The organism is Streptomyces phytophilus (genome assembly GCF_013870535.1).
Lineage (GTDB): Bacteria > Actinomycetota > Actinomycetes > Streptomycetales > Streptomycetaceae > Streptomyces > Streptomyces phytophilus.
The window spans coordinates 1-26,893 of record NZ_JACBXC010000013.1 but is presented as its reverse complement, the minus strand read 5'-3'; the positions used below and the strand labels follow the sequence as shown (position 1 = coordinate 26,893).

The 26,893-nt window shown below is 68.7% G+C and carries 27 protein-coding genes; 22 read left to right on the top strand and 5 right to left on the bottom strand.

The window, feature by feature from the left end:
• Positions 1-784, top strand: a 784-nt coding sequence (locus H5J30_RS02375) for a saccharopine dehydrogenase family protein (RefSeq protein ID WP_181785465.1), incomplete at its 5' end; no start/stop codon positions are given.
• A 187-nt stretch (positions 785-971) separates the two neighbouring features.
• Here the strand turns inward: H5J30_RS02375 and H5J30_RS02370 are convergent.
• Together H5J30_RS02370 and H5J30_RS02365 are read right to left on the bottom strand one after the other, a co-directional pair.
• A complete protein-coding gene (locus tag H5J30_RS02370; RefSeq protein WP_181785464.1) occupies positions 972-1,538 on the bottom strand; it encodes a GNAT family N-acetyltransferase in 567 nt (188 codons plus the stop codon).
• Positions 1,535-2,800, bottom strand: a complete 1,266-nt coding sequence (locus tag H5J30_RS02365; RefSeq protein WP_181785463.1) for an NsdA family TPR-like regulatory protein — start codon at positions 2,798-2,800, stop codon at positions 1,535-1,537. Before H5J30_RS02365 ends, H5J30_RS02370 begins: the two co-directional genes overlap by 4 nt.
• A gap of 671 nt (positions 2,801-3,471) precedes the next feature.
• Between H5J30_RS02365 and H5J30_RS35880 the strand changes: the two genes are divergently transcribed.
• The 13 genes from H5J30_RS35880 to H5J30_RS02310 all read left to right on the top strand — a co-directional run bounded on the left by H5J30_RS35880 (position 3,472) and on the right by H5J30_RS02310 (position 15,705).
• Complete coding sequence (locus H5J30_RS35880; RefSeq protein WP_309505403.1) at positions 3,472-3,669, top strand: DUF5999 family protein; 198 nt, start codon at positions 3,472-3,474, stop codon at positions 3,667-3,669.
• Positions 3,670-3,758: 89 nt separating this feature from the next.
• Complete coding sequence (gene tgmA / locus H5J30_RS02360) at positions 3,759-4,013, top strand: putative ATP-grasp-modified RiPP (protein WP_181785462.1); 255 nt, start codon at positions 3,759-3,761, stop codon at positions 4,011-4,013.
• A gap of 5 nt (positions 4,014-4,018) precedes the next feature.
• A complete protein-coding gene (gene tgmB / locus H5J30_RS02355; RefSeq protein ID WP_181785461.1) occupies positions 4,019-5,014 on the top strand; it encodes an ATP-grasp ribosomal peptide maturase in 996 nt (331 codons plus the stop codon).
• Positions 5,011-6,120 carry a methyltransferase domain-containing protein gene (locus H5J30_RS02350; RefSeq protein ID WP_181785460.1) on the top strand — a complete coding sequence of 370 codons (1,110 nt, stop codon included), beginning with the start codon at positions 5,011-5,013 and terminating at the stop codon, positions 6,118-6,120. Before tgmB ends, H5J30_RS02350 begins: the two co-directional genes overlap by 4 nt.
• Before the next feature lie 717 nt (positions 6,121-6,837).
• Positions 6,838-7,500 carry a hypothetical protein gene (locus H5J30_RS02345; protein ID WP_181785459.1) on the top strand — a complete coding sequence of 221 codons (663 nt, stop codon included), beginning with the start codon at positions 6,838-6,840 and terminating at the stop codon, positions 7,498-7,500.
• 123 nt (positions 7,501-7,623) lie between these two features.
• Positions 7,624-8,661: a hypothetical protein gene (locus tag H5J30_RS02340; protein WP_181785458.1), complete on the top strand. Its 1,038-nt coding sequence runs from the start codon at positions 7,624-7,626 to the stop codon at positions 8,659-8,661.
• Positions 8,662-8,844: 183 nt separating this feature from the next.
• The gene (locus tag H5J30_RS02335) at positions 8,845-9,792 is read left to right on the top strand and encodes a hypothetical protein (protein ID WP_181785457.1); all 948 of its coding nucleotides are present in this window, start codon (positions 8,845-8,847) and stop codon (positions 9,790-9,792) included.
• A gap of 96 nt (positions 9,793-9,888) precedes the next feature.
• Positions 9,889-10,359, top strand: coding sequence for a helix-turn-helix domain-containing protein (locus H5J30_RS37625; RefSeq protein ID WP_220188445.1), 471 nt, complete (start codon positions 9,889-9,891; stop codon positions 10,357-10,359).
• Between the two features lie 1,425 nt (positions 10,360-11,784).
• Positions 11,785-12,204, top strand: a complete 420-nt coding sequence (locus H5J30_RS02330; protein WP_181785456.1) for a hypothetical protein — start codon at positions 11,785-11,787, stop codon at positions 12,202-12,204.
• Positions 12,201-12,398 (top strand): hypothetical protein, encoded by a 198-nt coding sequence (locus H5J30_RS02325; RefSeq protein ID WP_181785455.1) that lies wholly within the window; start codon positions 12,201-12,203, stop codon positions 12,396-12,398. Before H5J30_RS02330 ends, H5J30_RS02325 begins: the two co-directional genes overlap by 4 nt.
• 96 nt (positions 12,399-12,494) lie before the next feature.
• Positions 12,495-12,686 (top strand): hypothetical protein, encoded by a 192-nt coding sequence (locus H5J30_RS02320; RefSeq protein WP_181785454.1) that lies wholly within the window; start codon positions 12,495-12,497, stop codon positions 12,684-12,686.
• Positions 12,683-14,047: an FtsK/SpoIIIE domain-containing protein gene (locus tag H5J30_RS02315; protein WP_309505402.1), complete on the top strand. Its 1,365-nt coding sequence runs from the start codon at positions 12,683-12,685 to the stop codon at positions 14,045-14,047. Before H5J30_RS02320 ends, H5J30_RS02315 begins: the two co-directional genes overlap by 4 nt.
• A gap of 95 nt (positions 14,048-14,142) precedes the next feature.
• Positions 14,143-15,705 (top strand): replication initiator, encoded by a 1,563-nt coding sequence (locus tag H5J30_RS02310; protein ID WP_374100937.1) that lies wholly within the window; start codon positions 14,143-14,145, stop codon positions 15,703-15,705.
• 1,508 nt (positions 15,706-17,213) lie between these two features.
• Here H5J30_RS02310 and H5J30_RS02305 read toward each other — a convergent pair.
• Positions 17,214-18,728, bottom strand: coding sequence for a recombinase family protein (locus tag H5J30_RS02305; RefSeq protein ID WP_258563032.1), 1,515 nt, complete (start codon positions 18,726-18,728; stop codon positions 17,214-17,216).
• A 25-nt stretch (positions 18,729-18,753) separates the two neighbouring features.
• On the opposite strand from H5J30_RS02305, the gene H5J30_RS02300 reads away from it, so the two are divergent.
• The 7 genes from H5J30_RS02300 to H5J30_RS02270 all read left to right on the top strand — a co-directional run bounded on the left by H5J30_RS02300 (position 18,754) and on the right by H5J30_RS02270 (position 25,394).
• Positions 18,754-19,497, top strand: a complete 744-nt coding sequence (locus tag H5J30_RS02300) for an SAM-dependent methyltransferase (RefSeq protein ID WP_258563031.1) — start codon at positions 18,754-18,756, stop codon at positions 19,495-19,497.
• A 194-nt stretch (positions 19,498-19,691) separates the two neighbouring features.
• Positions 19,692-20,294: a carbonic anhydrase gene (locus H5J30_RS02295; protein ID WP_181785452.1), complete on the top strand. Its 603-nt coding sequence runs from the start codon at positions 19,692-19,694 to the stop codon at positions 20,292-20,294.
• 148 nt (positions 20,295-20,442) lie between these two features.
• The gene (locus tag H5J30_RS02290; protein WP_181785451.1) at positions 20,443-22,200 is read left to right on the top strand and encodes a SulP family inorganic anion transporter; all 1,758 of its coding nucleotides are present in this window, start codon (positions 20,443-20,445) and stop codon (positions 22,198-22,200) included.
• A 16-nt stretch (positions 22,201-22,216) separates the two neighbouring features.
• Positions 22,217-22,534 (top strand): hypothetical protein, encoded by a 318-nt coding sequence (locus H5J30_RS02285; RefSeq protein WP_181785450.1) that lies wholly within the window; start codon positions 22,217-22,219, stop codon positions 22,532-22,534.
• A gap of 243 nt (positions 22,535-22,777) precedes the next feature.
• The gene (locus H5J30_RS02280) at positions 22,778-23,203 is read left to right on the top strand and encodes a hypothetical protein (RefSeq protein WP_181785449.1); all 426 of its coding nucleotides are present in this window, start codon (positions 22,778-22,780) and stop codon (positions 23,201-23,203) included.
• 3 nt (positions 23,204-23,206) lie between these two features.
• Positions 23,207-24,793 carry a sensor histidine kinase gene (locus H5J30_RS02275; protein ID WP_181785448.1) on the top strand — a complete coding sequence of 529 codons (1,587 nt, stop codon included), beginning with the start codon at positions 23,207-23,209 and terminating at the stop codon, positions 24,791-24,793.
• Positions 24,696-25,394, top strand: coding sequence for a response regulator transcription factor (locus H5J30_RS02270; RefSeq protein ID WP_181785447.1), 699 nt, complete (start codon positions 24,696-24,698; stop codon positions 25,392-25,394). The genes H5J30_RS02275 and H5J30_RS02270 overlap by 98 nt, the downstream gene beginning before the upstream one ends.
• Before the next feature lie 79 nt (positions 25,395-25,473).
• On the opposite strand, the gene H5J30_RS02265 is transcribed toward H5J30_RS02270, so the two are convergent.
• Positions 25,474-26,220, bottom strand: coding sequence for a peptidoglycan recognition protein family protein (locus H5J30_RS02265; protein ID WP_181785446.1), 747 nt, complete (start codon positions 26,218-26,220; stop codon positions 25,474-25,476).
• Positions 26,217-26,447 carry a hypothetical protein gene (locus H5J30_RS02260; RefSeq protein ID WP_220188446.1) on the bottom strand — a complete coding sequence of 77 codons (231 nt, stop codon included), beginning with the start codon at positions 26,445-26,447 and terminating at the stop codon, positions 26,217-26,219. The genes H5J30_RS02265 and H5J30_RS02260 overlap by 4 nt, the downstream gene beginning before the upstream one ends.
• A gap of 255 nt (positions 26,448-26,702) precedes the next feature.
• On the opposite strand from H5J30_RS02260, the gene H5J30_RS02255 reads away from it, so the two are divergent.
• The coding region (locus tag H5J30_RS02255; RefSeq protein ID WP_181785445.1) for a hypothetical protein at positions 26,703-26,893 on the top strand (191 nt) is incomplete at its 3' end.

Below are 26,893 nucleotides of genomic sequence, written 5' to 3'. Positions count from 1 at the left end.
GCTGCGCGCCGGGATCCCGTACGTGGACGTGGCCGCCGAGATCGAGGCCAACGCCGACACGTTCGCCCGCTTCGCGGACCGCGCCCGCGCCGCCGGTGCGGTGGTCGTCCCCGCGATGGCGTTCTTCGGCGGCCTCGGCGACCTGCTGACCACGGCGGCGATGGGCGACTGGACGACGGCCGACGAGGCGCACCTCGCGTACGGCCTGAGCGACTGGCACCCCACGGCCGGGACGCGGGCCGCGGGCAGGGTCTCCGGCGCCCGGCGGGGCGGCCGGCACGTCCGCCACGCGAACGGCCGGCTGGAGTACCACGACGACGAACTCCCCGTCCTGGACTGGCCCTTCCCCGCCCCCACCGGCCCCGTGCCCGTCATCGGCGACTTCACCATGGCCGACGCCGTCACCGTCCCGAGCCACCTCGGCATCCCGGACGTGCGCTTCTACATGGCGGCCGCCGCGGCGAGGGACCTGTCGTCCCCGGACACCCCGCCACCGGCGGCGGCCGACCGGCACGGCCGGTCGGCGCAGACGTTCCTCGTCGACGCCGTCGTACGCGCCGACGGCACCGAACGCCGCGCCACGGCCGGCGGCCGGGACATCTACGCCGTGACCGCCCCGCTCGCCGTGGAGGCGGTGCACCGCATCCTCACCGGGCGGACCAGGACCACGGGTGTGGCCTCGGCAGGCGCGATGTTCGACGCCCGCGGCTTCCTCGGCGCCCTGTCCGCGCACCTCACGGTCGACCTGCACCTTCCTGGCGCCGGACGGCCTGCAGTACGTTGAGCGTCGGCGCACCCCGCCACCTCCGCGATTCGCAGGGCGGTCACCCATGGCAGACGGCTTTCCGGGCGCGATCGACACGAGCCGCCCGCACTCGGCGCGCATCTGGAACTACCTGCTCGGCAGGCACTCCCGTTAAATACAGTTTAGCCATTGATCATGGGGCAGCAAAGAGCGGCACATCCCGTGACTAATCGGCTGCGGGGACGTGCAGTGGGTTGCGCATCATGGCGGCGAAGACCGGGGAGTCGGGGAAGGGTTGTTGTTCGCCGATCTTCGCGTAGCCCCACCGTTCGTACACGGCTTGGACCTTCCCGCCGCCGGCTTTCGGGTTGACCAGCAGCGTGACGCGCTGTTCGGTGCGAGGGGCGAGGAGGTGTTCGTGGAGGGCCTGCGCGGTCCCGGTGCCGCGCCAGGGCTTGCGGACGACGATCTCGTTCAGGGCGAGGGTGCGGTGGCCGTCCTCGGTGGTGTAGCCGTCCGGCAGCGGGGTGGTCATGGCCGTCCACCACCGGGTGCTCGGGCCGAGTGGGACGCAGTACGCGAAGCCGACCGGGGTGTCGTCTTCATAGCCGATGGCCGCCTCCCAGCCGGGGGCTGATGAGTGGCCCGAGAGCCGTTCGTTGAAGCGTTCGCGGGAGTAGAACGGTCCGGTCAGGCCGAGGTCGTGGGCTCGGACTTCGATGTGGATGTCGCAGATCGTCTGGCGTACGTCCTCGATTCGGCTGTAGTCGTATCGCTGGAATTCGACGGTCACAGGCTTGTGCTCTTTTCCGTTCGGGCGGCTTGGGCTTCGAGCCACTGGCGGGTCTCGGCGGCGCGGGGTGCCACCCTGGTCAGCCGTCTGCCGAAGGCATCCAGCAGGCCGGAGATGCGGCCGTGCCGGGTCTCTGCGGGCACCTTCAGGGCCGTGGTGACAGCGGGTTCCAGGTCGTCCTGGCCGAGTTGGGCGTGCGCGAGGTGGGCGAGTGCGAGGGCTCGGTTTCGCTGGAAGTCGTGCCGCAGCAGGGTGAGGTTTCGGTGGGCGTGAGCTTCGGCTTCGGCCCAGCGGCCAAGGGTGAGATGGGTGGTCAGTGCCAGTAGTTCCAGTTCGGCCTGGTCGTAGAACGCCATCCACGGTGGTCGGTGGGCGTCGGGGTCCGCGCGGTCCAAGGCATGCTGTGCGTGGTCGAGTGAGCGGCGGGCGGCGGGGGTGTTGCCGTCGTCGGCATGGTGGACGGCGGTGCGGGCGTGGGCGAGGGAGGCGTACAGCGGGTCGCGGCGGGTGATGGGGGTGCTGCGGGCGGCGTCGTCCGCGGCGAGGGCATCTGTACTGCGGCCGAGCTGGCGGTACAGCGCTCCTGCGTGGCCCCAGACGCGGAATTGCACCGCCGGATCGGCGGACAGCCCGGCGAGGGTCACGGCCTTGTTCAGGTGCTGCGTGGCCTCGTCAAGGCGTCGGCCGTCGATGGCGGCCCACATGGCGGATGAGGTGAAGGCGGCGGCCAGGGAGTACAGCTCACCGCGTACCCGCTGGCTGGCGATGCTGGTCTGCTGCAAGTCCAGAGTCTGGGCGGCCAGGCGGACGGCCCGAGCCTCCACGGCCTGGGTGCCTCCATGGCGGTTGTCCGAGGCCACAAGATCGGCGAGCTTGGCGGTGAGACGGTCCACGTCCGAGCTTCCGATGCGCGGTATGGGGCTGGTCGCGGTTGCCAAGGGCACAGCCGCTGTGCCGGCGCTGGCGGTGATGAAGGTGCGTCGCCGCACAGGATCCTCCGGTGGTGCTGGGTGGGTGCCTTTCCCTCGCCGGACGAATCCCAGCTCCTCGGGTGACTTCCCTGTGACTCTCTCCAAAGCAACGCGCTGTTTGGCCTGTGGCCAGGCGACTTCGCCGCACAGCCAGCGGCGCACGCTGCGGTCAGTCAGCATTCCCCGACGACCGGCTAGCTGGCCGATCGCGTCGTTGACTTCCTCGGCGAACTCGGTCTCGGTCATGCCGGTTTCGGCGAGGTACGTGGCTAAGGCCGTGTTCAGGGCCATGTCTTCACGCTAGGACCCCGCAGCGAGCTGCGAGGGTAAAGAGAGTGTCAAATCGTCCGGTACTGCGTGCACTGCCGCGGGGCGCTTCGACCTGTTCACGACCATCTCCGCCCAGTTGTCTAGGTGTAGCTAGCCCCCACGCGCTGGAGCGGGAGCAGAGACATCGCCGCACGCGACGTCGTCAGCTCACCCCGTGGGTGTTGGGCGCTGGCACTCCTCGTACAAACCGTAGAGGCGGAGATGACTATGAGCGCCAGAGACCTGGGGATGGGCCATCGATCGCACCCCTGGCTGGGCCGCCGAGTAGTCGACACCGAACACGGCGACCGAGTAGGCGTTCTGCGGGCCGTCGCACCCGATGTGAACGACATTCGCACGGAGCCCGTGCTCACAGTGCCGAGTACACCGCCGGTGGCGTGGCTGGCTCCTGACTGCGGCGGGGGTCGCGAGTGGACCACGAGCCTCGCGGCGATTGAGGAGGTGGGCCATGTCGACGCCTCGGCACGCGCGACCGGCTGAGTCCTCCATCCGATTAAGCGTGTGGCGCCCCGTTGCCCTTCTCGCTGTTCTGGGCACGGCGGTTCCGGCGGTGTTCATCTCACAGGCCCGTGGTGAGCCTCTGGCGGCGTCAGCGCCGGATGTCACGGCGGAGGAGCGAGGGGGCGAGCGTCGTGTGTAGGCACATGCCGGTCTGTCCTTCTGCGGCGGCGTCCGATCGGGACGCGGCGAAGAGTGTGGTGCGGGATTTCATGTTGGGTTGGGGCCGGTTGTGCAACGGGGTGCTCATCTTCGATGACACCGGTGAACTGCTCCCGGATGGCCGGATCATCGCGCCGCATCGCACAGTTCAGGAAGTCGGAGCACAGTGAACGAGGAACTGTCCCAACGTTATGGGGCCGTTCATCTGCCCAGCGGGCAGGTATAGCGACCGTGCACCACTCTCTAAGGAGGTAGCACCATGACACCAACGCTTGAGGTCGAACGGGTGCCTTTTGGCGCTCGTGGGCTCCAGCCGGCCTACACGGTGCACATCAATCCGGAGGAGTTCACCTACGACTCCGAACGGCAGGTCAACGTGATGCCGGACGGCAAGCTGTGGGCTGAGACCGCGGTGGCTGCGTCCAGCACGGCGACGAACAACGACACGCAGCCCGGTGTTCCGCCGGACGAGGACTCCGACCCCTACGCCTTCCCGGGCGACGAGGGGCGGTAGCAGCGGTGCCCGCCTCGCCTGGCAGCGTCCTGGTCGTCGCCGAGGAGTTGGATGCGACCGCCGATCTGGTCGTCGCCGCCCTCGCCGAACGGGACGTGCCTGTCATCCGGTTCGACCTGGCAGATTTCCCGCAGCAGATCACCCTTGCTGCCACCCATGACGGGCACGCTGCTGGCTGGCAGGGGACGCTCCGGGCGACCGCGGGCCGTAGTACCCGGCTGGAGGAGGTCCGGGCCGTCTACTACCGGCGGCCCGGTCTTCCCCGGCTCTCTCCAGCGGTCGCAGAGGAGTACCGCGACTGGGCTCGTGCTCAAGCGCTCGTCGGCATGGTGCAGGTGCTGTCCAGCCTGCCGGTGGCGTGGATGCACCACCCCGACCTGTACCGGGCCGCCGCGCACAAGCCCGGCCAACTGGCCGCCGCCGCAGCCGCCGGCCTCAGCGTTCCACGCACGTTGATCACCAACAGTCTTCCGGAAGCTCGCGCCTGGGCCGAGACCATCAGCGGCCCGCTGGCCTGCAAGCCGGTCACCGCCGGAGCGATCACCCTGCCGCACCAGCGGCCGACGCTGCTGCCCACCCGCCGCATCAGCACGGACGACCTCGACGACACCTTGGAACTGACCTGCCACCTGCTTCAGGAATGGGTCGAGACCGCCTACGAGGTCCGGCTGACAGTCGTCGGCGACACGATATTCCCCGTGGCGATCCATGCGCACAGCGACGCGGCCCGCGCCGACTGGCGGGCCGACTACGACGCCCTGACCTACGAGCCGACCAGCATCCCCATACCCGTGGCGGCGGCCGTACGCCGGCTGATGGCGCACTACCAGCTCAACTACGGCGCCGTTGATTTCGGCGTCACCCCAGACGGCCGATGGCGCTTCTACGAGATCAACCCCGCCGGGCAGTGGCAGTTCATCGCCGCTGCCACCGGCTTACCCATCGCCCAGGCCCACGCCGAACTTCTCGCCGGACCGACCACCGCTAGGAGCCACGCATGACCGCCGCCGATCCCGCTACCGCCCGCCGACTACGGCAGGCCATGGCCGAGACGATCACCGAGAGCGGCGATCCCTGGCGCCTGGCGTTCGCGGAGGTGCCCCGGCACCTGTTCGTCCCCACCTTCTGGAAGCAGAACGACAAACGGACGTGGGAACCGATCAACGCCGGCGCCCCGGGCTACCTGGAGGAGATCTACTCAGACCAGGCGCTGACGACACAGCTCGACGGCGGGGAGCCGACCTCCTCGACCAGCCAGCCCAGCGTCATGCTGACCATGCTCAACACCCTCGACATCCACGACGGGCAGCGTGTGCTGGAGATCGGCACCGGCACGGGCTACAACGCCGCCCTGCTCTGCCACCGGCTCGGTGACCGCCACCTCGCCACCATCGACGTGGACCCCGAACTGACCGGCCTGGCCGAAGCCCGACTGAACCAGAGCGGATACCGCCCCGCCGTCTATACCGGCGACGGCGCCGCAGGCGTGCCGCAACGGGCGTCGTTTGACCGGATCATCGCCACCTGCCGGCTCAGCAGTGTGCCGCGCGCCTGGCTGGAACAAGCGGCCGATGGTGCGGTCATCGTCGTGCCGATCGGCTGGGGCCTCGCCCGCCTGACGGTGCATGGCCAGCACGCGGAAGGCAGCTTCCAAGCCGGCGGCGTCCAGTTCATGCCCCGCCGCCCGGCGCCCGCCGCCGCAGGCACCGCTGACCCCATGTTCGGGGAGCTGAGCACGGCCACTCCGAGCAACACTGAGCTTCCCGTGGCCAACGTCCTTGACCGCCTGGGCTTCCCTCTGTCCCTGGCGCTGGGGGGCTACTCCTCTTGCACCTGGACGAGCGACGCCACCGGCGAACTCGAAGCCATCGGCATCTGGACCCCGGACGGCTCCGTGGCCCGCGCAGAAAGCGATGGCACCGTGCGCCAAGCCGGCCCCCGTCAGCTCTGGCGCACCGCCGAAGAAGTCCACGCCCTCTTCGGCGACGCGCCTCCAAACCGTGACGATTTCGGCCTTACCGTGACCGCTGACAGTCAGTGCGTGTGGTTCAAGACCCCAGACGGACCGCACTGGCGTCTCCCGGACGAAAACAGTCTGCCAACGTGATCCCCGCCGAAGCCTGGCAGTAGCGAGTACGAGGTGGTCAGTCCGGACCCCGACTGCTTCCGACTGACAGTCGGTCAGCCCAGTCGGTCAGTCCGTCTCGTCTGGCTCGACACCTCAGACCGCCCCGTACCTGCGACCGCCAGATAAGCCCCCGACCGACTCCGCGCTGTCGCTCCCTGCGCGGCGGATCGGCCGGGCGGGGCGGGCCGTCGTTCAGTCGGCTCCGGCGGCCCGCCCTCTCACTGCGGGGGGGTGCTGCGAGGTAAGGAGATGAGCGCTCTCGTTTTTGTAGCTCCTCCGTGGCATCTAGCTTCTGCGGGTGTTACGGGGATGGTCGGCGGTACTGGTCCTCCGCCGACGGTCCGGCTTCGGGCGTTACCTGATTCCCTGCAAGTCCCGGGGCCGGACCATTCGTCTCTCTAGACGCTCTGATTCGAGCGCTGGGACATTTCAGATAATGCGGCAAAAGAAAACCCTTGAACTGGAAGCGTTTTTCATCAAATGTCACAGCTCAGCGATATCTCCGTAAAGTGTCAGGCCGGACGCCGTCATCATGACCTTGCCCGCCGGATCGAACTTATAGCCCGTGCATGCGCTCCTCTTGTTGAGAACATCACCGGTCTGTTGCTGCCCTCGCGGGTGGTTGTCCGCCTGGTCTCTGTCGGGGAATATATAGATTCTTGCCGGAAGCATCGGCAGCGTGTTTTCACTGCCGAGATGCAGGAACTCGCACCCAGCACGGAGAGTGTGAGCGCAGCACTTCAGGAATTGCAGAGGCGGCGGAAAGCGGATGGTCTGTTCTGGTTGTGGTCGGGGGCGCAGACCATTCTTGCGGAAGACGGCAGTGCCGAGATCCTTATGGTGCCGAAGGGGCTTCGTCATGCGGGGGTCTACAACGACGACTGGTGGCTGCATCTGGCGCTGGCTCACGAGTTATGTCACCCGGCGCAGCAGCGTGCCTCGGAGGACAAGTTTCTCACCTTGCGGGCTACGCCGTTCCCGCTGGAGCGAGGGGTTGATGGCCTGGCCTTGGCCGAGCTGACCGAAGGGCACGCCATGTGGGCCGGCCGGAAGGCACGCACCAAGCTCCTGGGCGAGCCGCCAGCTAGCCAGGATCCTCGGAAGACCTCGTTGCTGTACCGCAGGTACCAGAAGAAGGCTGGCCCGTCCGCGGACGCTGTTTACGTGGACGGAGAGGATTTCACTGCGCGCGTTCTGGATGAGCTGGGAACTGATGCCTTCAATTTCCTTTGGCGGCGTCTGTACCTCACCCCCACGCACAAGGAACTGGCCACCCGGGGTGAGTGGATCACACGTATCACTCCTCACCTGAGAGAAGTGGCCACGGATCATTCCCGCGGGCCTGGCGGCTCCGACTAGCGTTCGGAATCGCTTCGCAGGGCCCTCCGGAGATCATTTCAGAACACGTCCCATGGCCCTGCCCCCTCATACGAAACGTAGCCAGAATTCTCGCGAACTCTGATTCTGAGAGGCGCATCACCCATGTCCATCATGCGTCCGGCCGTTGACGTATCATTACGTTTCGGCTTCACACTGGCGCAGATAAATCGAATGGCTATGTATGCTGTGCACCGTCACCGCGGCAACCATTTCGCTCATATTGACGAGCGGTTCGATATTGCATGGTCGGCGATGGTGGAGTTCATCTACGCCAGCGAGACACGCCCCGAACCCAACGAGGTGATCGGTGCGGGGTGGCGGGCCCTCAGCGAGGATATTGAGAAGGTGCGCCGTGCTCACGGCCTCGATCCGCGCTATAAGATCGAGGGTGTGCGGGCAGGGTTTCAGAGCTACTGGAATGCGTTTTCCAGTTCGACTCAGAGCCATGAAGAACGGGTGGTCGAACGTCGTGCCCTGTGGGAAATCTGGCAGGTCATGCACCCGTTTCACCGTAAGGTACTCGGTACTGTGGCTGCCCACGGTGGTGACTACAACCGGGCCGCTGCCTCGCTGGGCAAGAGCCGGGAACAATTCAAGTACCACCTTGGCGAGGCCCGCCGTTCCTTCCTCGAATTGTGGCACCAGGGAGAGACGCCGTCGCGCATGTGGGCCCACCACAGTCAGCACGGGGAGGGTTATTCCCCAGTGAAGATCATGGCGAATATGCGTGCCAAGAAGCGCCGGCAGGCCCAGAGAAGCCCAACCCCTGCGAAGAAGAGGGGCAGGCCGAAAGCCGAATTAGGTATCTCCAACGAAGAACTCGCCCGGCGATACGAGCGGGAATCCGCCAGTTCCATCGCTGCCTCCCTCGGGTGTGCCACGAGCACGATCACCAGCCGCTTGGAGGAGATCGGCATGCAACGGCGAGCCGTCGGAACCCAGCCGCCGAACGTACCACGAGGGCGTGACCTCGGCATCACAGATGAGGAGATTGCGCGGCGATACGAGCACGAATCCGCTGGCGCCATCGCGGCCTCCCTGGGATGTCACGAGACCACGATTATCCGCCGGCTGAAAGAAATGGGTATCCAACGCCGTTCCCCAGGAACGAAGCCACCGAAAGCAGCACCATGCCCATAGCGCGGGTCCGCCTGATCCACAGCGGCAAGGCGGCGACGTGCCAGGGCCGCGGTGCGACGCAGGACACGCGCGTGGCCGATGCCGGTGTCGCTCCTCCCGCCTGTGAGACCGGGCGGGGGCGCCGTGGATGTATGGGGATCGGCGCTCCCGCCCTCACAAACCCCCCGTGACACCTCACCCCCTGTGGCGTTTGATGTGAAAGGCGCTTTTCTCTTGTCCAGCATGCGTCCGGTCGTGGATGTTTCGTTACGTTTCGGCTTTACGCTGGAACAGGTGAATCGAATGGCCAGACATGTGTCGCATACTCATCGCGGCAGTCATTTCGGCAACATTGACGAGCGATTCGATATTGCTTGGTCGGCCATGGTGGAGATCATCTACTCCAGCGATGCATGCCCCGAACCCAGCGACCTTTTCCGTGGCGCGCGGCGGGCACTCAACAAGGACACCGCGAAGACCCAACACGCTCATGGCTTGGATCCGCACGGGATGATTGAAGGCATGCGGCCCTGTTTCGTGCGCTACTGGAGTTCGCTTTCCAGTCCTACGCAGAGTCCTGAAAACTCAGTTGTTGAACGACGTGCCCTGTGGGAGATCTGGCAGGTACTGCGCCCTTTTCATCGTGAGGCGCTCGGGACTCTCGCGGCCTACGATGGTGACTACGAGCTGGCGGCGGCGGCGCTTGGTAAGACCCCGAGGCAATTCTCCTGGCACATCCGTGAGGCTCGGCGTTCTTTTATGGAACTGTGGCACGAGGGGGAAACCCCGTCAGGGGTGTGGGCTAAATATCAAAAGCGTGGTGAAGGATACCGGCCCACAGATCTCATGAGAAATTTTCGGGCCAGGCAACGACGGCGAGCTCGGCGAGGCACCGCCATTCCGAAGAAGATCGTCGGGCGAAAGACTGACCTAGGCATCTCCGATAAGGAAATAGCCCGACGCTACGAGCGTGAATCCGCCCGCTCCATCGCCGCCTCTCTGGGGTGTTCCCACAGCACGATTAATAGCCGTCTGAAGGAAATGGGAATCGAACGCAGAGGCGTCGGAACAAGGCCACCGAAAGCAATATCGCCAACGCAGTCAAAGTCGGGGTCCCGTAATGATAGCAGTGATCAAGAACGGTCCACATAAGGGCCACTGTATCCCTCGTGTCCGTCATGGGCCCGGCCGTGGGGGGCCATTCACTTGGAAAATTTTGAAGAGTCACGCATTTCCGAGGGTCAACCGGTGAAGCGTGAGGAACAGGTTCCGGCTTCACGCCGGGGCAGGGGTGCACCCAGGAAGGATATCGGTATCACGCCGGATGAGTTACGGCGCCGTTACCAAGGTGGAGAGAATATACGTGCTCTCGCTGCCTCTTTGGGGTGTTCCTTCGGCACGTTGCAGCGGCGGCTGCATGAGACAGGAATTGAAGTCCGGCCCCGTGGGGGCTCCGAGAAGGGGCGGCGGTGGAGGAGAAATCGAGTGGAGTCGGCAAACGAAGGTGACAGCGCGGGTGAGGGTTTGTCGATGACAGCGGTGATTAATAATGGGCCGCACAAGGGTCGGCGCATTCCTTTTCCGCGAGAGCTAGATGAGGTGCCGCAGGAGCTTTCGTTGAATCAGGAGACGTATGTTTTGGGGAATCATGTGCCTGATGACGGTTTTTGGTATTACCGCCGGCCGAGTAGTGCTGACGGGGGTGTCAGTCGTCACTGAATGTGGCTTTCTGCCGGGTTGAGTGTTCGGGGGGTGTGTGCGCGGGTGGTCGTGGCGGGTTTGGTCGGTGTCCTGTCTGGTCTGGGGCCGGGCATGGTCATGGGGCCTTACGGGCTGATGGCCGGACCACCCTGAGCCCTTGCAGGCGAACGGGTGGTCCGGTTGGGATCACGCGAGATCCCAGCGTAGAGAGTACACGGAAGTCGCTCTTGTCGGGTCCTGAAATAGCTCAGGAAGAGGACGACTGTGGTGGTCTTCTCGTAGGAATTCGCAGTGCATGGGAGCCTCGACCCTCGGCAGAATACAGTGTCCTGCACGCCTGGATAAATCACGGTCTTGCGTAGGTCTATCTCTATGTCCCGGCGCAGGGCCCTGGCTGCGAGGGAACAGGAGTTTTTCCAGAGCGTCGAGGGCGAATGTCATGGCGAGCAGTACAAACGGAACGAGCAGGCCAAGAAAGAGCATCGCGCCACCCTGAGTAGGAGTTACCCCCCTCGGCACGCGCGTCCGAAGTCCGTGGACTACTCACGCACTTCCATCATGTACCCGTTGGAAGGACACCGCACCTTGTGAACCGGTTACCGTCCGGTTCGCCGTGGACACCGCGCGACCGTGAGTCTAGGGCCCGTGGCGTGGGCGCACGCGGCCGGCGTCGTCGGCTGGGTTCGCTTCGGGACGGGAGAACACGGGGGCATCTCCGAGGTGGACGCTGCCGGGCCTTGTGGCGATCGTTGGGCCTGTGTGGGCGGTCTTGATGGGGTTGGTGGGTCTGTGCTGGCTTCTGCTGTGTCTTCGCGCGCCAGTCTGCCGCCGTGGCGCGGGGCGAAGACAGGAGCGCGGCGGCGGGCGGGCGGCGCGCGGCGGGCCGCGTCAGCGGCCCGCCCTTGATCCAGTAATGGCGGTTTGAACGCACGCCCGATGGGCCCGCTGCTTGTGCCCCTTCGATGCCGGGCGGGTGTCGCCTTCGGAGGCTGCCTCTGCGTTCCCTGTGGTTCGGGTGCGGGCCGCGGTGGTGTACCGGGATCGGTATGCCCCTTGCCGGTAGCCGAGGTGCCGGTTTCCGGCACCTCAATTACTAGTTTTGTGAACCACGGGGTGCCGGTTTCCGGCACCTCTGGTGTCTTTCCCGGCCTGTTTGGTCGTGTTACATGGTTGCGCGTACAGTCGGGTAACTGGCCCTGGTTGATGCCGAGTTGGAGGTGATGTCACTTGGCCGGATCGATTGCGTATCCCCTCTGCTGCTGAGTTCGCGGGGGTGCTGTGGCACGGGTGCGTGATTTGGTCGGCGTCCGATTCTGTGGACACTTGTTACACCCCGCTGGCGCGGCTGCTGACTCTCGGTGGCCGGTGTCCCGGTTGTGGTTCCGTGCGCCTGCTTCCCGTTGCGGTAGCGGCGCGTCCGATCGATGGAGGGAAGTTCCCTGTATGGCTGGTAAGTCGATTCGTGTGCTGACGGAGGGGGCGGATTACCTGGCGGTGTCTGAGCCGGTGAAGAAGGTTCGTGATCAGGCGACCGGGGAGGTGGCTACCGACCGGGTAACCGGTGAGGAGCTGTACACGGTCAACCTGGTCGAGATGTTCGACGGGGCGGCCGACGTGCTGAAGGTGACCCTTCGTGCGTCCAAGCTCCCCGCCGGCCTGGCGCTGGGGGTGCCGGTGCGGCCGGTGAACCTGATCGCCACCCCGTGGGCCCGTGCGTTCAACGACGGGGTCATGGACGGTGTGGCCTACCGCGCAGACACGCTCGAACTCCGCGCCCGGCAGACCGTTTCTGCGGCTGCTGCCCCGGCTTCTCCGGCTGCTGCGGCCCGGCCGCAGAATGCCAGGCCGGAAGGCAGTAAGTGACCGACGAGCACACCGAGTTCTTGCATCACCGGGGTTTGCGCAGTGAGCCGCCGAACGTGCGTACCCTTGCCGCTTTCCTCGCAGAGCTGACGGACCTGATGAACAAGTACGGGTTCGTACCGGTGGTGAGCGCTGAAATAGACCGCTCCCGCAGCGGCCTGCCGGTGCGCTGTGTGGTCCACGTCCCGAAGTAGCCCCGCTCGCTCCACCCTCTATTGCGGTGGCCGCCTTCGGCTCCTCCCCTGCCGGGGCGGCCACCACCCCCACCCGAATCCTTTGGGAGATCGCCTATGTCCCAAACACCCCCGCGTGTCTATCCGTTGACACGCACCGAGGAGGATGAACGGTTCTCCTCCGGCCTTCTCGGTGATATCGCCCGGATCATGGAAATCCACGGCTATCCGCCGATAGAACGGGGCCCGGACCGTGTACGGCTCGTGCTGTTCGTCTACAGCTTCGCCTACGGAATGGAGAATGCGTGACCCTGGAGCACACCGGCACCGCTGCTGTTGTCCTGGCCGTCGCGTTCTTCCTCGCCATGGCGACGTTCAGCCTCGTGCGGTACCTGCGCGCTGACGCGGCCACTCGTGCGAGCCTGCGGCAGGCCGCGCGTATCCGGCGGTCCTGGCGGCGGCTGGCGTTCCGCCTGGGCCTGGTTGTTACCGACCGCATGCCCACCACGACCGGCGCGCTGACCACGTCGCCGGGTAAGCGGCCCGAACCCCGCGTGATCACACCGAAGATCACCACGCGGGCGGATCCGTTCGGTGTCCGCGTCCGCATGCGCGCGCTTCCCGGCGTCGGCCTGGAGGAGGTGACGCGGTGTGCGGATCACCTGGCGAACGCCTGGGGATGCACCCGCGTGTCCGTCCTGCCCGATGGTCCCGGTTTCCTGCACATCCGGGCCGTGCGCCATGACCCGCTGCTGACCCGCACCGCGTACCGGCCGGACGGGGTGGCGCCCGTTGGGGTGGCTTCCTGGCCGGTGGGGGTCGACGAGTACGCCGAACAGGTGTGCCTTCCGCTGGCGAACGTGGCGGGGGTGACCGTCGCCGGCCTGCCCGGCTCGGGTAAAACCTCGCTGATCAACGCCCTGTTGTGCCGTCTTGCTCCGTCGCCTGCGGTGCAGTTTGCCGTGGCTGACGGGAAGTCCGCCGAGGTTGTGCACGGCGACTACGCCGCCACTTCGCCCCGGCTGTTCGCCTACGCAGGCGACGACCTACAGGCCGCGAACACGCTGTTCGCCCGGCTGGTCAAGCTGATGGAACACCGCATGGCAGTGATCAAGACGGCGCGCGGGTCGCACAACTTCTGGGACCTGGGCCCGGATGCGTCCTGGCCTCTTACGGTGCTGATCATCGATGAAGCGCACACCTACTTCCGCGACCATAAGGGCAGCGACGCGGCGACCAAACGCCTGGCCACTCTGGCCGCACAGAACATCCGCCTCGTGGAAGCCCTCGCCCGCAAGGGCCGCGCCTTCGGGATCATGGTCATCCTGGCCACGCAGAAGGCGACCGGCGATGCGCTGCCCACGTCGATCCGTGATGTGTGTGCACTGTCGCTGTCGTTCGCGCAGAAGACCGAAGACGCGGCCGTGGCCGCTCTGGGCGACAGCATCCGCACCTGGCCGGACGCCAGCCCCACCCGGCTCCAGGACCCCGCCTACGTCGGTGTCGCCTCCATGGCCCTGCAAGGCCGCCCCGGCTTCACCCGCATCCGCACCCCACTTGTCGCCTTCACCGACGCGGCGCGCATCGCGGAGTCGTGCGCCCACCTGACCGCCGACCCGGCCACCCTGCTCCCGCACCCGCCGGGGCCGACTCTGGCCAAGGCCGCCTGACCCTGGCTGCGGTCAACCCGTGAGTGACGGCCGGGACCGGTAGATGGGGGATACGGGGTTACCGGCCCCGGCCGTAGGCCCAACTGTAGGGCGTGATGGGCCAGTTGCGTGCCTCATTCGTCGCTACCGCCTTCCGCACACCACCGCCCGCCCTGCCTGTCTTGGAAGGAGATGGCCCGCCTTTGCCCTCTCCGCACCCCGTCCCGCCCCCTGCCCTGCCTCCCTCGGTGCGTGACCTGCTGCACCTGGCCGCCCGCGATGACTTCGACCGCACTCGCGCGACCGTGGCCCGCCTCGGTGGCTGCACACGCCCGATAGCGCTGACGGGGCACACCACCACCGTCGACGTGACCACGGGAGAGATCGTGCACGCCTACGCCTCTACGGAGGAGCCCACCGGCCGTCTGCTGCTGCCCTGCGGCAACCGCCGCGCCTCCCGATGCCCGGCCTGCTCCCGTATCTACGCCGCCGACACTTACCACCTCTTCCGCGCCGGCCTGGTGGGAGGCAAGACGGTGCCGGACTCCGTACGCGCACACCCCCGGGTCTTCGCCACCCTGACCGCCCCGTCCTTCGGGCCCGTCCACAACCGCGAGACCTCCGCCACCGGACGTGCCCTGCGCTGCCGCTGCCAGACCTGGCACAAGGCCGCTGACCCCGCCCTGGGCGCTCCTTTGGACCCTGCGGGCTACGACTACACCGGCGCGGTGCTGTTCAACGCACACGCCGGACAGCTCTGGGCCCGCTTCACCACCCAACTCCGCCGCGAGCTGGCCGCCCACGGTGACCTGCCCCAACGCGACCTGCCCGGCGAGCTGCGCCTGTCCTTCGCCAAGGCCGCCGAATACCAGGCACGCGGCGCCGTCCACTTCCACGCCGTCATCCGCCTCGACGGCCCCGAAGGACCCACCACACCCCCACCGCCCTGGGCGAGTGTCGCCACACTCACCGACGCCATCCGCGCCGCCGCCGCCCGTGTGGCCCTGCCCGCCGACTCGACCGCAACCGGCACCCTCCAACTGCGCTTCGGCGCCCAGACCGACGTACGCGAGATCACCCCCGACGACGGCCACCACTCCGACCGTGCCGTCGCCGGGTACATCGCCAAGTACGCCACCAAGGGCGCCGAAGGCACCGGCACCCTCGACCACCCCCTGTACTGCACCGCATGCCACGGACGCGGCACCCACGAGACCCCCGACGGCCGACTGAACGACTGCCGCAACTGCGACGGCACCGGTCAGGCCCAACCGCCGGCCTCCCTCCCCGTACGCCAGCACACCCGCCAACTCATCCGCACCTGCTGGGACCTCGCCCAGATCCCGGAGTTCGCCCACCTCAACCTGCGCCGCTTCGCCCACACCCTCGGATACCGCGGCCACTTCGCCACCAAATCCCGCCGCTACTCCACCACCCTCACCGCCCTGCGCAACGACCGCCGCACCTGGCAAACCGAACAAGCCCGCATACGAGTTGGAAGGCCCGCCCCGGACCCTGTCGCCACCGAAACCCTCGCTTCGTGGCGCTACGATGGCACCGGTTACCGCCCCGGCGAAGAACCGCTTGCAGAAGCCATCCGCCAGGAACGCGCTACCGCCCTCCAGCTCCGCCACGAAGCAAAGAAACCCGCACGCGGGACGACCGCCTGTGCTTGGTGATCTGTCCCGGCTCCTGGTTCCGTGCATCGTCTCCGCATGGAAAAAGGGGTGGCTGCACCAGATCTGTGAAGGGAAATTCCTGCATGGCCGCGGATTCGATGCGTGTACCTGCCGACGGGGGCCGTTTTCACCCCGGCCGCCCTGTCGGTGACCATCTGGAGCCGCTGACATGCTGGCGAGTTGTGACCCGGCATCCGCATGTGGCGCGTGAAGTCGCCCGGATACTTGGTCACACCCGGACGGACACCAAAGCCGCCGCAGGCGGCTCAACGGAGGTGACGACCGCATCGTCGCGCGTGCGGATCGTGGTCTCTCGGATTCACCGCACCGGAGTCGTATTCCGGCTCGCGAAGGCCCCACGGCTGGGAGAGTTCTCCTTTACCTCCGGGGTATGGGACCTGGCCCACTCTCCCGTAGAGATGAAACGGCTTCACGCGGCTGCACAGGCCCGTGTGCCGGGTGTGCTGGAACTCGCCCGGGTGATCCACACCACCCGCTGCGGCCGGAGCGTGCTGTATGCCCGCCCCCGTCTTCAGATCGCAAGCCCATCCGCATCCGCCCCCGCCGACCAGCGATTTTAAGTACCCTGTAAGTGCCCCGCTTCACGAACCGGCCCATGCAGAAGGGCCAGGAACCGGCTGGCGGTCCGCCGGTTGCCAACCCGCTTGCCCGCCGTCAGTGCCCTTGTCCGGGCTGGGGCGCGGGAGCCCGGGGCGGCTGTGCTGCCGGTCCCGGTACCCATCCCCTTACCGATCCGGGTTCCCATCCCTGTACCTCTCAGAGAGGTACAGGGTCCGGTCGGCCTTGTCGCAGGTCAGGCCGCGCAAGCCCGGTACTTGTGTGTACCCCGACTCATCTACCAGAGAAGCTGGTCAGCAATAGTCGGCGGGCAGCGCCGGCGGCAGGGCCGTGGAACGGTTGGGTAAAAACACGCTGCGTCATGTCCATTGGTACCCCCTGAACCCGGCCTTTTGCGGGTGAGACCAACTCACCCGCAAGGGGCTCATACATGCGCGCGTCCTCTGCTGCCCGCCACCCCTGCACCACCGATGCCGTGCCGTGCCCGCCGTACACGTGCGACCGCGGGCCGCTGGCCGGATGGTTCCGCCCCGGCCGCCTGGTCGCAGGCGACCCCGAGACACTGACCCGCTGGCGCGCAGACACCCGCAGCTCGGCCCTCGCCGTTCGGGTGGCCTTGCTCCTCGGCGGGCGCGTACACACCCGGCAGCCTGCCGCACACGGATGCTGGGAGGTGGCTACCGCCACCCGCGCACTGCCCGTGCTTGTCGAGCGTGCGGACGCCCGTGGGCTGGTCTTCCGGCTGGCGGACGGCGAGACGCTGGGACGGTTCGGCTACCGCCTCGCCGGGTGGCCACTGTCCGAAGTGCTGGGCACCACAGCGGCGCCGCCGGCCGGTGCGGGTGCATCCCGACGAGCGGTGCTCACCCTGGCGCCGCTGATGGTCACCACCCGCACCGGCCGTGAAATCCTCTACGCCCGACCGGCCCTCACGCGGCCTGCTGGTAGATGTTCGTCCCCGTCATCATCACCCGCGGCTTACGGCTGCGCGGATGCAGCGTGACCCTGACATCGAATTCGGTGAGGATTTCCCGCCGCACCGCATCATCCGCCGCCGCCTGCCACTGCTCGGCAATCGTCTGCCCGGTGGCCACCAGCCGCATACCCGGCGGCCGGTCCGGCAGCTTCCGCATCTCGGCGATCTCCTCACCCATGCGGCCGTATTCCCGCCGGTACCACTCCGCGTCGTCCGGCGCGTCATACAGCCCTGCTTGGCGGTCTTCCCGCAGCCTTCTGCGGGAGTTCTCCAGTTCCTTGATGCGCCCCGCATACCCGGTGCCCGGGTCGTACTCCCGCCGCATCACATAACCCTCGCCGTAGCGAGTCAGGAACCACTCCTCGACCTGACTGTCAAGAGTGGGAACGGCGATCGACGGGGCCGGTTTACAGCCCTGCGACGACCGGATCCCCAACACCCGCCCCTTGCACAAATACGTGGGCGCCTTACTGGTACCACCGATATACAACCGCTGCCCGCACTGGCCGCAGTACGCCACCCCCGACAGCCGGTAGGCCGCCTTCGGCGCACGACTGCCCTTCCGCTTCGGCGCCGTCGCCTTCACCAGCGCATCCCGCGTAGCCGCATCCCACAACGGCGGCGCCAGACGCACCGGCTTCCCATCACTGCCTATCACCGGCCTGCCGCCGTGCATCAAATACCCCAACGCGGCCTCGCTGGTGAGAATGTGGACCAGCGTCTTACCCGTCCACCGCGCGCCCTTCGGCGCCCGCCCATACATCACCGCACGGTGATCGGACGGCGCCAGCACCCCCGCCCGGTTCAGGCGCGCCGCCTCGGTGTCCGTGGTGATCGTGCCCGTAGCATCCGCCAAGATCCGCTCAGCAACCTTCCGGATCACCTCAGTAGCCACCGGATCAATCTCCACATGATCCACCGGCCCGGTAGGGATCAACCGCACGAACCGGTACCCGTAAGAATTGAGCTGCTTCGGCCGCCCCGCCGCCCGCGCCTGCACCGTGGCGTCCCGGTTGCGCTTCTGGATCGCCCGAAGCTCCATCTGCGCCCCGAACGACTCCATCGACAACCGCATCTCATCCGCCGGATCGTCCAGGTCCCACGGCCCATCGTGACCGTAGGTGACCAGCAGCCGACCTTCTTCGTGGATCATGTAGGCGGTGTTCAACACATCGCGCTGATTACGGCCGATCCGGTCCACCGCCGACCCCGCGATACCGCAGTACGGCCCCGCCTCCCCCCGCAGCCACGGGCCCAGCCCATCGCGCGTCAGCGGATCGGTAGCACCGGAGACCTCCCAGTCATCCGCCCACGCGATCACGTGCCCGCCGACCGACTCCACCGCGCTGAGCACCTGCTCACGCTGCTTGTCCGGGCTGCTGGACGCATCCGACTTCCGGCTAAGCCTGCGCACCCCCACCAGGCACTTCCCGCACCCGTCGTAGTCCGTGGTCAGCATGTCCTCCATGATGGCCCATCTCCCTCTCGCACACATGTGTGCATTGGGGGAACACCTGGGCGGCACCGACAACTTCGAGGCGGACCGGGCGGCGGCGGAGGCGATCGTCTCGGTCTTCCCCGGGATGGCCGACATCACGCGCCGCTCCCGGCAGTTCACCGGCCGCGCGGTCGGCCACCTGGTGCGCGACGCGGGCATCCGCCAGTTCCTGGACGTCGGCAGCGGGCTGCCCACCGCCGACAACACGCACGAGATCGCCCAGCGGATCGCCCCCGAGGCGCGGATCGTCTACGTCGACAACGACCCGCTGGTGCTCGCCCACGCGCGGGCGCTGCTCACCGCCGCCCCCGCGGGCCGCTGCCAGTACATCGACGCCGATGCCCGCGACACCGACCGGATCCTCGAAGAGGCGGCGCGCACGCTGGACTTCACCCGGCCGGTCGGGCTGATGCTGATGGGGATCCTCGGGCTCGTCGAGGACTACGACGAGGCACGTTCGGTCGTACGGCGGCTGCTGGCCGCCCTGCCCGCGGGCAGCCACCTCGCGCTCAACGACGGCACGACCACCGACGCGGCCTACGTCGAGGCCCTGCGCCGCCACAACCCGAGGGCGGCGGTCCCGTACACGGCGCGCAGCCCGGAGCGGATCGCCGGCTACTTCGAGGGCCTGGAGCTGCTGGAGCCGGGTGTGGTCTCCTGCCCGAGGTGGCGGCCGGAGAGCCCGCGCGAACAGGCGCCGGACGTGGCCGCGTACGGCGGTGTCGGCCTGAAGCCGTAGCCGGTGCGGCAAGGCGTGCATTCTCCCGCCCCGCCGCAGGCTGCCCGGCGCATTTCCTGTCCCGCCCTCTTCGTACGGAATCCCGTCCGCCGAAGACGGTGAGAACTCTCTCACGGTGGTCCAACGGACGACTCATCGAGCGCGCGAAAACTACCGCGTACTCATCCGGAGCATCCGACCCAGGAGAGACCGCCGTGAAGGAACTCCTCGAACACGCCCGGACCTTCCAGCGCCGTATCGCCCCCGACCGGGAGAGTTTCCGGCGGTTCGGCGACGGCCAGAGTCCGGGAACCCTCTTCATCACCTGCTCCGACTCGCGGGTGGTGCCCACCCTCATCACCGGCGCCCGCCCGGGGGAGCTGTTCGAACTCCGCAACGCCGGCAACGTCGTGCCCCCGTACCAGCACGGGCTGAGGTCCGGCGAGGCGGCCACCATCGAGTACGCGGTGGACGTGCTGCGGGTGCGCGACATCGTCGTGTGCGGGCACTCGCACTGCGGCGCGGTGGGGGCGCTCGCGCGGGACGAGAACCTGGGCGCGCTGCCCAGCGTCGCGGAGTGGCTGTCGCAGGCGCGGCCCGCGCTGGTGCCGCTGCTGGGGACCCCGCCCGACGACGCGGTGCTGCGCAAGTTCGTCCAACTGCACGTCATCGCCCAGCTCGAAGCCCTGCGCACCTACCCCCACGTCGAACGCGCCCTGGCCGAGGGCCGGCTGAGCCTGCACGGCTGGTTCTACCGCGTCGACACCGCCGAGGTCCGCGAACTCGACTTCTTCCAGGGGATCTTCCGCCGGCACTGACCCGCACCGCCTCCTCCGTCCCCCCATCAGCGCCGGGCTCCCGGCGTGAGAGAGGAATGCCATGCTCAGTGCACGATCACGGTCAGGGCGGCACGCCCGCAGAGACACCGGCCGCCCGGCCGGCTCGGGCGCCCTGGGAGCCGATCTCATGGCTTCGCTCGTCGTGTTCCTCGTCGCCCTGCCGCTGTGCATCGGTATCGCGGCCGCGTCCGGCGTCCCCGCGTCGCTCGGCATCATCACCGGCATCGTCGGCGGCATCGTCGTCGGGTTTCTGCCGGGCAGCACCTTCCAGGTCAGCGGGCCGGCCGCCGGACTCGCCGTCCTCGTCATGGAGTTCGTCACCGAACACGGCGTCGGCATGGTCGGCCCCGTCGTCCTGGCCGCCGGGCTGTGCCAGATACTGCTCGGGCTGCTGCGGATGGGCCGGCTGTTCCAGTCCATCTCCGTCTCCGTGGTGCAGGGCATGCTCGCCGGCATCGGGGTGCCGCTGATGCTCGGCCAGGCGTACGCGGTCATGGACACCGACCAGCTCGGCTCGGCCATGGAGAACCTCACCGGCCTGCCCGACCTGGTCGGCACCGCCCTCGACGACCCCGGCAAGCGGGCGGCGCTGCTGCTGGGCGTCATGTCCATCGCCCTGTGCTTCCTGTGGAAGAAGGTGCCCGGGCCGCTGGGCAGGATGCCCGCGCCGCTGCTCGTCGTCGTCCTCGGGGCGGGCATCACCGGCCTGGCGGGCCTCGACGTCAAGACGGTGAAGGTCGGCAACCTGCTGGACTCGGTGCACGTGACCGACCCCGCCGGCTTCGGCGAACTGGCCGATCCGGCGGTGCTCACCATGGTGGTCACGTTCACGGTCATCGCCTCCGCGGAGAGCCTGTTCAGCGCCGCGGCGGTGGACCGGATGCACACGGGGCCGCGGACGAAGTACAACGCCGAGCTGACCGCCCAGGGCGTCGGCAACACCGTCTGCGGGGTGTTCGGCGCCCTGCCCATGACCGCGGTCATCGTTCGCAGCTCCGCCAACGTCCAGGCCGGCGCCAGGACCAAGCTCTCCCGCATCCTGCACGGCGTCTGGATGCTCGGCTTCGGACTGCTGCTGCCCGGCCTCCTCGGGATGATCCCCGTGGCCGTGCTCGCCGGCATCCTCGTCCACGCCGGCTGGAAGCTGTTCAACCCCGCGGCCTTCCCCGCGATGTGGCGGAGCGACCGGGGCGAGGCCGTGGTCATGATCATCACGACGCTGGCCATCGTGCTCACCAACCTCCTCGAAGGCGTGGTGGCCGGGCTGGCCGTCGCCATCGTCCTCGCCGCGCTGCGGATGTCCCGGATCACCATCCGCCGGACCGTCGACGGCGGTTCCGCCCGGCTGGAGCTGAAGGGGAACGCCACCTTCCTGCGGCTGCCGCGGCTCATCGAGGCCCTGGAGTCGATCGCCGACAGGAGCGTGGTCCAGGTGGACGCCACCGGCCTCTCCCACCTCGACCACGCCTGCCGCAACCAGTTGGAGACGTGGGCCGAGCAGCAGCGCAAGGCCGGCACCGAGCGGGTCGACCTGTTCCTGCCCGGCGCCGCGCCGGGCGGCGGGAAGGGAGAGGAGGACCCGTCCACCGTCGAGTTGACGCTCCCCGTACCGCCGGCGACCGTGTCCGAGCGCGTCCGGCCGTACGCGCCGGAGCCGCGGCACTCACATGCGTACGCCGCGGCCGAGGACTCCGCGCCCCACGCCCACCAGCACCACGGCCACCCCCACGAGCACCCGGGACACCCCCACGAGCACCCGTACGACCACCCCGGCCACCCCGCGGCCCACAGGCACCACCCCGGACCGGCCGCGCACCCCGGCCACGCGCACGACACCGGCGTCCACCCGAGCCACCCGGCGGCCATGCCGCACGGCCGGCCCTGACGAGGAGGCAACCCCCATGGCCACCGACCCGTACGCGGCGCTGATCGCCATCATCCGCGCCGACGCATCCCGCTCCGCGGCCGCCCGCGCCGACGTCACCCGCGTCGACGCCGCAGCCGGCCGGAACACCGCCCCCGGGGAGCCGTCCCACCCGGACGAGGCCCACGCGGACGCCCGTCCCGACGCCGACGCGGACCCGGACGCCCCGCGCCAGCACCCCACGACCCCCGTCCCCGACCGCCGGGAGTCCGGCGAGCCGCAGGCCGGCGACCCGTGCCGCACACGGGATTCCGAGCCGCCGGCCGCAGCGCTCCAGGACCCCCCGGCCGGGTGACCCGCGGGTAATTCCCCGGGTCACCCCCGGCACCCCCCGCGCTTTTCCCGACCCCCGGAGCGCGGGGGCTGTCGGAGGCCACCCGGAATTCCGAACATTCGCCCCGCCAGGCCATTATTCGCACGACCCACATCCGACGTCCGACAGACGGCCGCGGAGCCCGAATCCGGCCCGTGATCAGGTGAGATGAGAATGCTCTCCTTTTTCTCGGCAATGCGGTACCAGGAGGGCACACTGTCCGGCATGCCTCTGCGCAGAGCTTTAGTGCCGATCACCGTGTCTTTCGCCTTCGCGGCCGCGGGAGCGGCGATAGGCGGCATGTGGGTCGAAAGCGACTCCCCGGGCCTCGGGCCCGCCGTTGTCGTCACCGGCGACGACGGCCAGAGGCCGAAGGCGCGCGAGACGCCCCGGCGGGCCTCGGCCCCGCTGTCGTCCCTGTCGTCACCGCCGGCGGCGGCGACCTCCTCCCCGGCGGCCTCCGCGACGCCGCACGCCACCTCGTCCGCCGCCACCGCCCGGGACCGCGGCGGGGTCTCCGTCACCACGCGCCCGCCGCCGCACAGCGGCAGCACCTCACCCCACCCCGAGCTGATCGGAGGGGCCTGGCAGGGCGACGACGACGGCGAGGACGACGGCAGAGACGACGACGACGGCGGTGAGTGGGGGTGAGGGATGCCTCGACGTACGTTCAGCGCGCGGTCCCGCATCGTCGGCTGGATGCTGTTACTCGTCGGCGCGGCCCTGGCCGCGCCGACGATGGGCATCACGGTGATCTGGCTGGCGGAGATCGACACACAGGTGGACCAGCAACTGCGGCGGAAGACCGACGAACTGCGGCGGTTCGCCAGGACCGCTCAGGACCCGGCGACCGGCCGGCCCTTCGCCCGCGGGGCGGATCTGCTCACCCAGTTCATGACGGTGAACCTGCCCACCCGTGAGGAGGCGTACTTCTCCATCGTCGACGGCCGCGCCGACCGGCGCAGCGCCAACGCGGTGCCGGTCCGGCTCGACCGGAACCCGGAGGTCGTCGCGCAACTGGCCCGGCCCGTCGGCACGGAGGTCGGGTGGCTGGACTCCAGGGCGGGCAAGGTCCGCTACGGGGTCGTCCCCGTCCGCGTCGCGGGGGATCCGAGCGATACGCGCCTGGTGGTGCTGGAGTTCCGCGACCGGCACATGCGCGAGGACCGCTGGATCGCCGAGGTGCTGCTGCTCACCGGCGTCCCGGCGTTCCTGCTGGCCGCCGCCGCCGGCTGGGTGCTGGCCGGCCGGGTCCTGGCGCCGGTCCGGCTGGTCCGCAAGACCGCGGAGCGGATCAGCGAGTCCGACCTCACCCAGCGGCTGACCGTCACCGGCGCGGACGACGTCGCCGAACTGGCGCACACGTTCAACCACATGCTGGACCGGCTGGAGAGCGCCTTCACCACCCAGCGGCAGTTCCTCAACGAGGTCGCGCACGAACTGCGTACGCCGATCACGGTGATCCGCGGAAACCTGGAACTGATGGACGACGACGCGAAGCGGGCGGGCGGCCAGACGTACCTGCTGGTGCTGGACGAACTGCAGCGCATGACCCGCATAGTCGACGACCTGCTCCTGCTGGCCAAGGTGAAGCGGCCGGACTTCCTGACCGTCGGCGAGACCGACCTGACGGACCTGATCATCGACGTGGTGATGAAGGCGCGGGCGCTGGGGGACCGCCAGTGGCGGATCGCGCACGTCGCCGAGGCCACCGTGCTCGTGGACCGGCAGCGGCTCACCCAGGCGCTGATCCAGCTCGCGCTCAACGCCGTCCAGCACACCCGCGAGGGCGACCTCATCGAGATGGGCTCGGTGGTCCGGGCCCGCCACGTCGTGCTGTGGGTACGGGACACGGGCCCCGGCGTGGCGCCGCAGGAGCGGCTGCGCATCTTCGACCGCTTCGCCCGCGGCACCGACACCGACACCGGTACCGGGAGTGGCGCCGAACACCCCACGCCCGCCCCCCGCTCCGGCCGCTCCGGCACACCGGACGCCCCGGACGCGGGCCTCGGTCTGGGGCTGGCGATCGTCCAGGCGATCGCGCAGGCGCACGGGGGGAGCGCACGGGTGGACGACGCCGACGGCGCCGGTGCCCGGTTCACTATCTTGTTGCCTGCCCGCTTCCCCTGGCAGGGAGGACACCATGCACCGGATACTCATCGCGGAGGACGAAGCCAGAATCGCCGCCTTCGTCGAAAGGGGGCTGCGCACCCATGGCTTCGTCACCTCCGTCGTCACTGACGGGCTCGCCGCGCACGACCACGCCCGCACAGGGGGCTGGGACCTGCTCATCCTGGACCTCGGCCTGCCGGCCTGCGACGGCTTCTCCGTCCTGCGCAAGCTCCGCGAGGCCCGGGTCACCATCCCCGTCGTCATCCTCACCGCCCGCAACAGCGTGAGCGACGTGGTCGCGGGCCTGGAAGCCGGCGCCGACGACTACATACCGAAGCCGTTCTCCTTCGAGGAGCTGATGGCCAGGATCCGCGTCCGCCTGCGGACCGAACCCTCCTACGAGCCCACGGTGCTGCGCGCCGGCAGCATCGCCCTGGACCTGCGCACCCGCCGCGTCCACGTGGACGACCGCATGGCGGAGCTGTCCGCCCGGGAGTTCGCCCTGGCCGAGGTCTTCCTGCGCCACCCGGACCAGGTGCTGACCCGCGAGCAACTCCTCAGCCGGGTATGGGGCTTCGACTACGACCCGGGCTCGAACATCGTGGACGTGTACGTCCGCTACCTGCGCCGCAAACTCGGCGCCGACCTGGTGGAGACCATCCGCGGCGTCGGCTACCGCCTGCGCGTCACGGCCCCCGCACCGCCCGCCCGGCTGAACTCCCGCTCCTGAGCCCGGCCCCGCCGGGAGCGTCCCCCGCGGGGCCGGACTCCGCCCACCGGCATCGGACGGGAGGCCGGGGGGCGGTCCGTCAGCCGGGGAAGGCGGCTCCCCAGGTGGCCGGGCCGACGATGCCGTCGACGTCGAGGCCCTTCTTCGACTGGAAGTCCCGGCACGCGGCGTACGAGTTGGGGCCGTAGGCGCCGTCCGCGGTGAGGCTGTAGCCGTGGGCGGCGTTCATCTGGTTCTGCCACGTGGCCACGCTCGCGTGGCTGAAGGTCGGCGGCTGGCGGAAGTTGACGCCGGGGTGGGGCAGCGGGCCGCCGCCGGGGTTCGTCGCACCGTTGAGCACGCCGTTCGCGTACAGGTTCCCCGGGCAGCCGGTGCTCAGGTGGTCGCGGTGGCCGCAGATGGCACGGGCCGCGCCACCCTGCGTACGCAGCCGGTTGACGGCGTAGCGGAAGGCGTTGACCAGGCCGGTGGTGATGGTGTCGTAGTCCCCGGCGGTCCCGCCGACGAGACCGCAGACGGCGTACCAGTTCTGGTTGCCCGGGTCGGTGCCGTTCGCGGCCGTGCGGCGGTTCTCACCGCGGCCCTGGAACACGTGGTCGTGCACGCAGACGAGGTGGCTGTACGCGATGTCCGCCCAGCCGTTGCCGTCCATGTGGTGGTTCTGGATCCCGCGCACCTGGGCGGCGCAGTCCGCGTGGTTCTCGCGGGCGACGTGGACGGCGTCGACGTGGTGGATGGTCACCCCGCCGTGCTGGGGCGTGATGTTGCCGTTGGTGTTCCGCGGGGCGCGTGCACCCCACTGCGACCGGGTGACGAAGGTGGTCACTGGGCCCTCCGTCCGGACAGCGCGCAGTCGACGGTGGCGTTGAGCGGCTCCGTCTGCGCGTGCCGCAGGCCGCCGGACGGGTGGATCGCGCCGGGGTGGTCGGCGCGGTTCACGATCGGCAGCTCTCGCGGGTCCGCGGCGAACGCCTGACCGGAGCAGATCACGGGTGCGGCGGCCACGGCGGCGGCTATCCCCAGGAAGCCGCGGCGGGATCGTCGTTGCGACATGTCGTCTCCAGACGGTGGTGGGGGTGGTGGGGGTGACTCGCGTGCGTTGCCGTCCTCTCGCGTACGCCAGAGGTACAGGACGCCGGTAGCGCCGCGGTTGCGCCACCGCACGCCCGCGGACGTACGGCGGCGGATGCCGGCACCTCCCGTTGACCACACCGGCCGACGCCGTCGGACGGCGGGCGGGCGGGGGCCGTTCACCCGCACCCGTGACAGGCGGCGGCCGAGTCGCGTCCCGAGCCGTATCGTGGATGCGTGGGGTTGGGGAAGACGTTGACGACACCGCCGCCTTGGGAAGTGCGGCTGCGCGGCGATGGCGGAGTCCTGGCCGCGTCGGCGTTCCTCGTCGGTACGAACCTCGTGCTGGCGGTCGCGCGGGCCTTCGGCGACGGCGCGTTCCGGCGCGGGGACAGCAGGGTCGCCGCCTTTCCCGGTCTGGACGGTGA

Coding starts and splice junctions, on each gene's coding strand:
- H5J30_RS02365 (WP_181785463.1), bottom strand. CDS start 2,800: ATGGCCCTGAACACGGCCTTAGCCACGTACCTCGCCGAAACCGGCATG.
- tgmA (WP_181785462.1), top strand. CDS start 3,759: ATGACACCAACGCTTGAGGTCGAACGGGTGCCTTTTGGCGCTCGTGGG.
- H5J30_RS02350 (WP_181785460.1), top strand. CDS start 5,011: ATGACCGCCGCCGATCCCGCTACCGCCCGCCGACTACGGCAGGCCATG.
- H5J30_RS02345 (WP_181785459.1), top strand. CDS start 6,838: ATGCAGGAACTCGCACCCAGCACGGAGAGTGTGAGCGCAGCACTTCAG.
- H5J30_RS02340 (WP_181785458.1), top strand. CDS start 7,624: ATGTCCATCATGCGTCCGGCCGTTGACGTATCATTACGTTTCGGCTTC.
- H5J30_RS02330 (WP_181785456.1), top strand. CDS start 11,785: ATGGCTGGTAAGTCGATTCGTGTGCTGACGGAGGGGGCGGATTACCTG.
- H5J30_RS02320 (WP_181785454.1), top strand. CDS start 12,495: ATGTCCCAAACACCCCCGCGTGTCTATCCGTTGACACGCACCGAGGAG.
- H5J30_RS02310 (WP_374100937.1), top strand. CDS start 14,143: ATGGGCCAGTTGCGTGCCTCATTCGTCGCTACCGCCTTCCGCACACCA.
- H5J30_RS02305 (WP_258563032.1), bottom strand. CDS start 18,728: ATGGAGGACATGCTGACCACGGACTACGACGGGTGCGGGAAGTGCCTG.
- H5J30_RS02300 (WP_258563031.1), top strand. CDS start 18,754: ATGTGTGCATTGGGGGAACACCTGGGCGGCACCGACAACTTCGAGGCG.
- H5J30_RS02290 (WP_181785451.1), top strand. CDS start 20,443: ATGGCTTCGCTCGTCGTGTTCCTCGTCGCCCTGCCGCTGTGCATCGGT.
- H5J30_RS02285 (WP_181785450.1), top strand. CDS start 22,217: ATGGCCACCGACCCGTACGCGGCGCTGATCGCCATCATCCGCGCCGAC.
- H5J30_RS02280 (WP_181785449.1), top strand. CDS start 22,778: ATGCCTCTGCGCAGAGCTTTAGTGCCGATCACCGTGTCTTTCGCCTTC.
- H5J30_RS02275 (WP_181785448.1), top strand. CDS start 23,207: ATGCCTCGACGTACGTTCAGCGCGCGGTCCCGCATCGTCGGCTGGATG.
- H5J30_RS02270 (WP_181785447.1), top strand. CDS start 24,696: ATGCACCGGATACTCATCGCGGAGGACGAAGCCAGAATCGCCGCCTTC.
- H5J30_RS02260 (WP_220188446.1), bottom strand. CDS start 26,447: ATGTCGCAACGACGATCCCGCCGCGGCTTCCTGGGGATAGCCGCCGCC.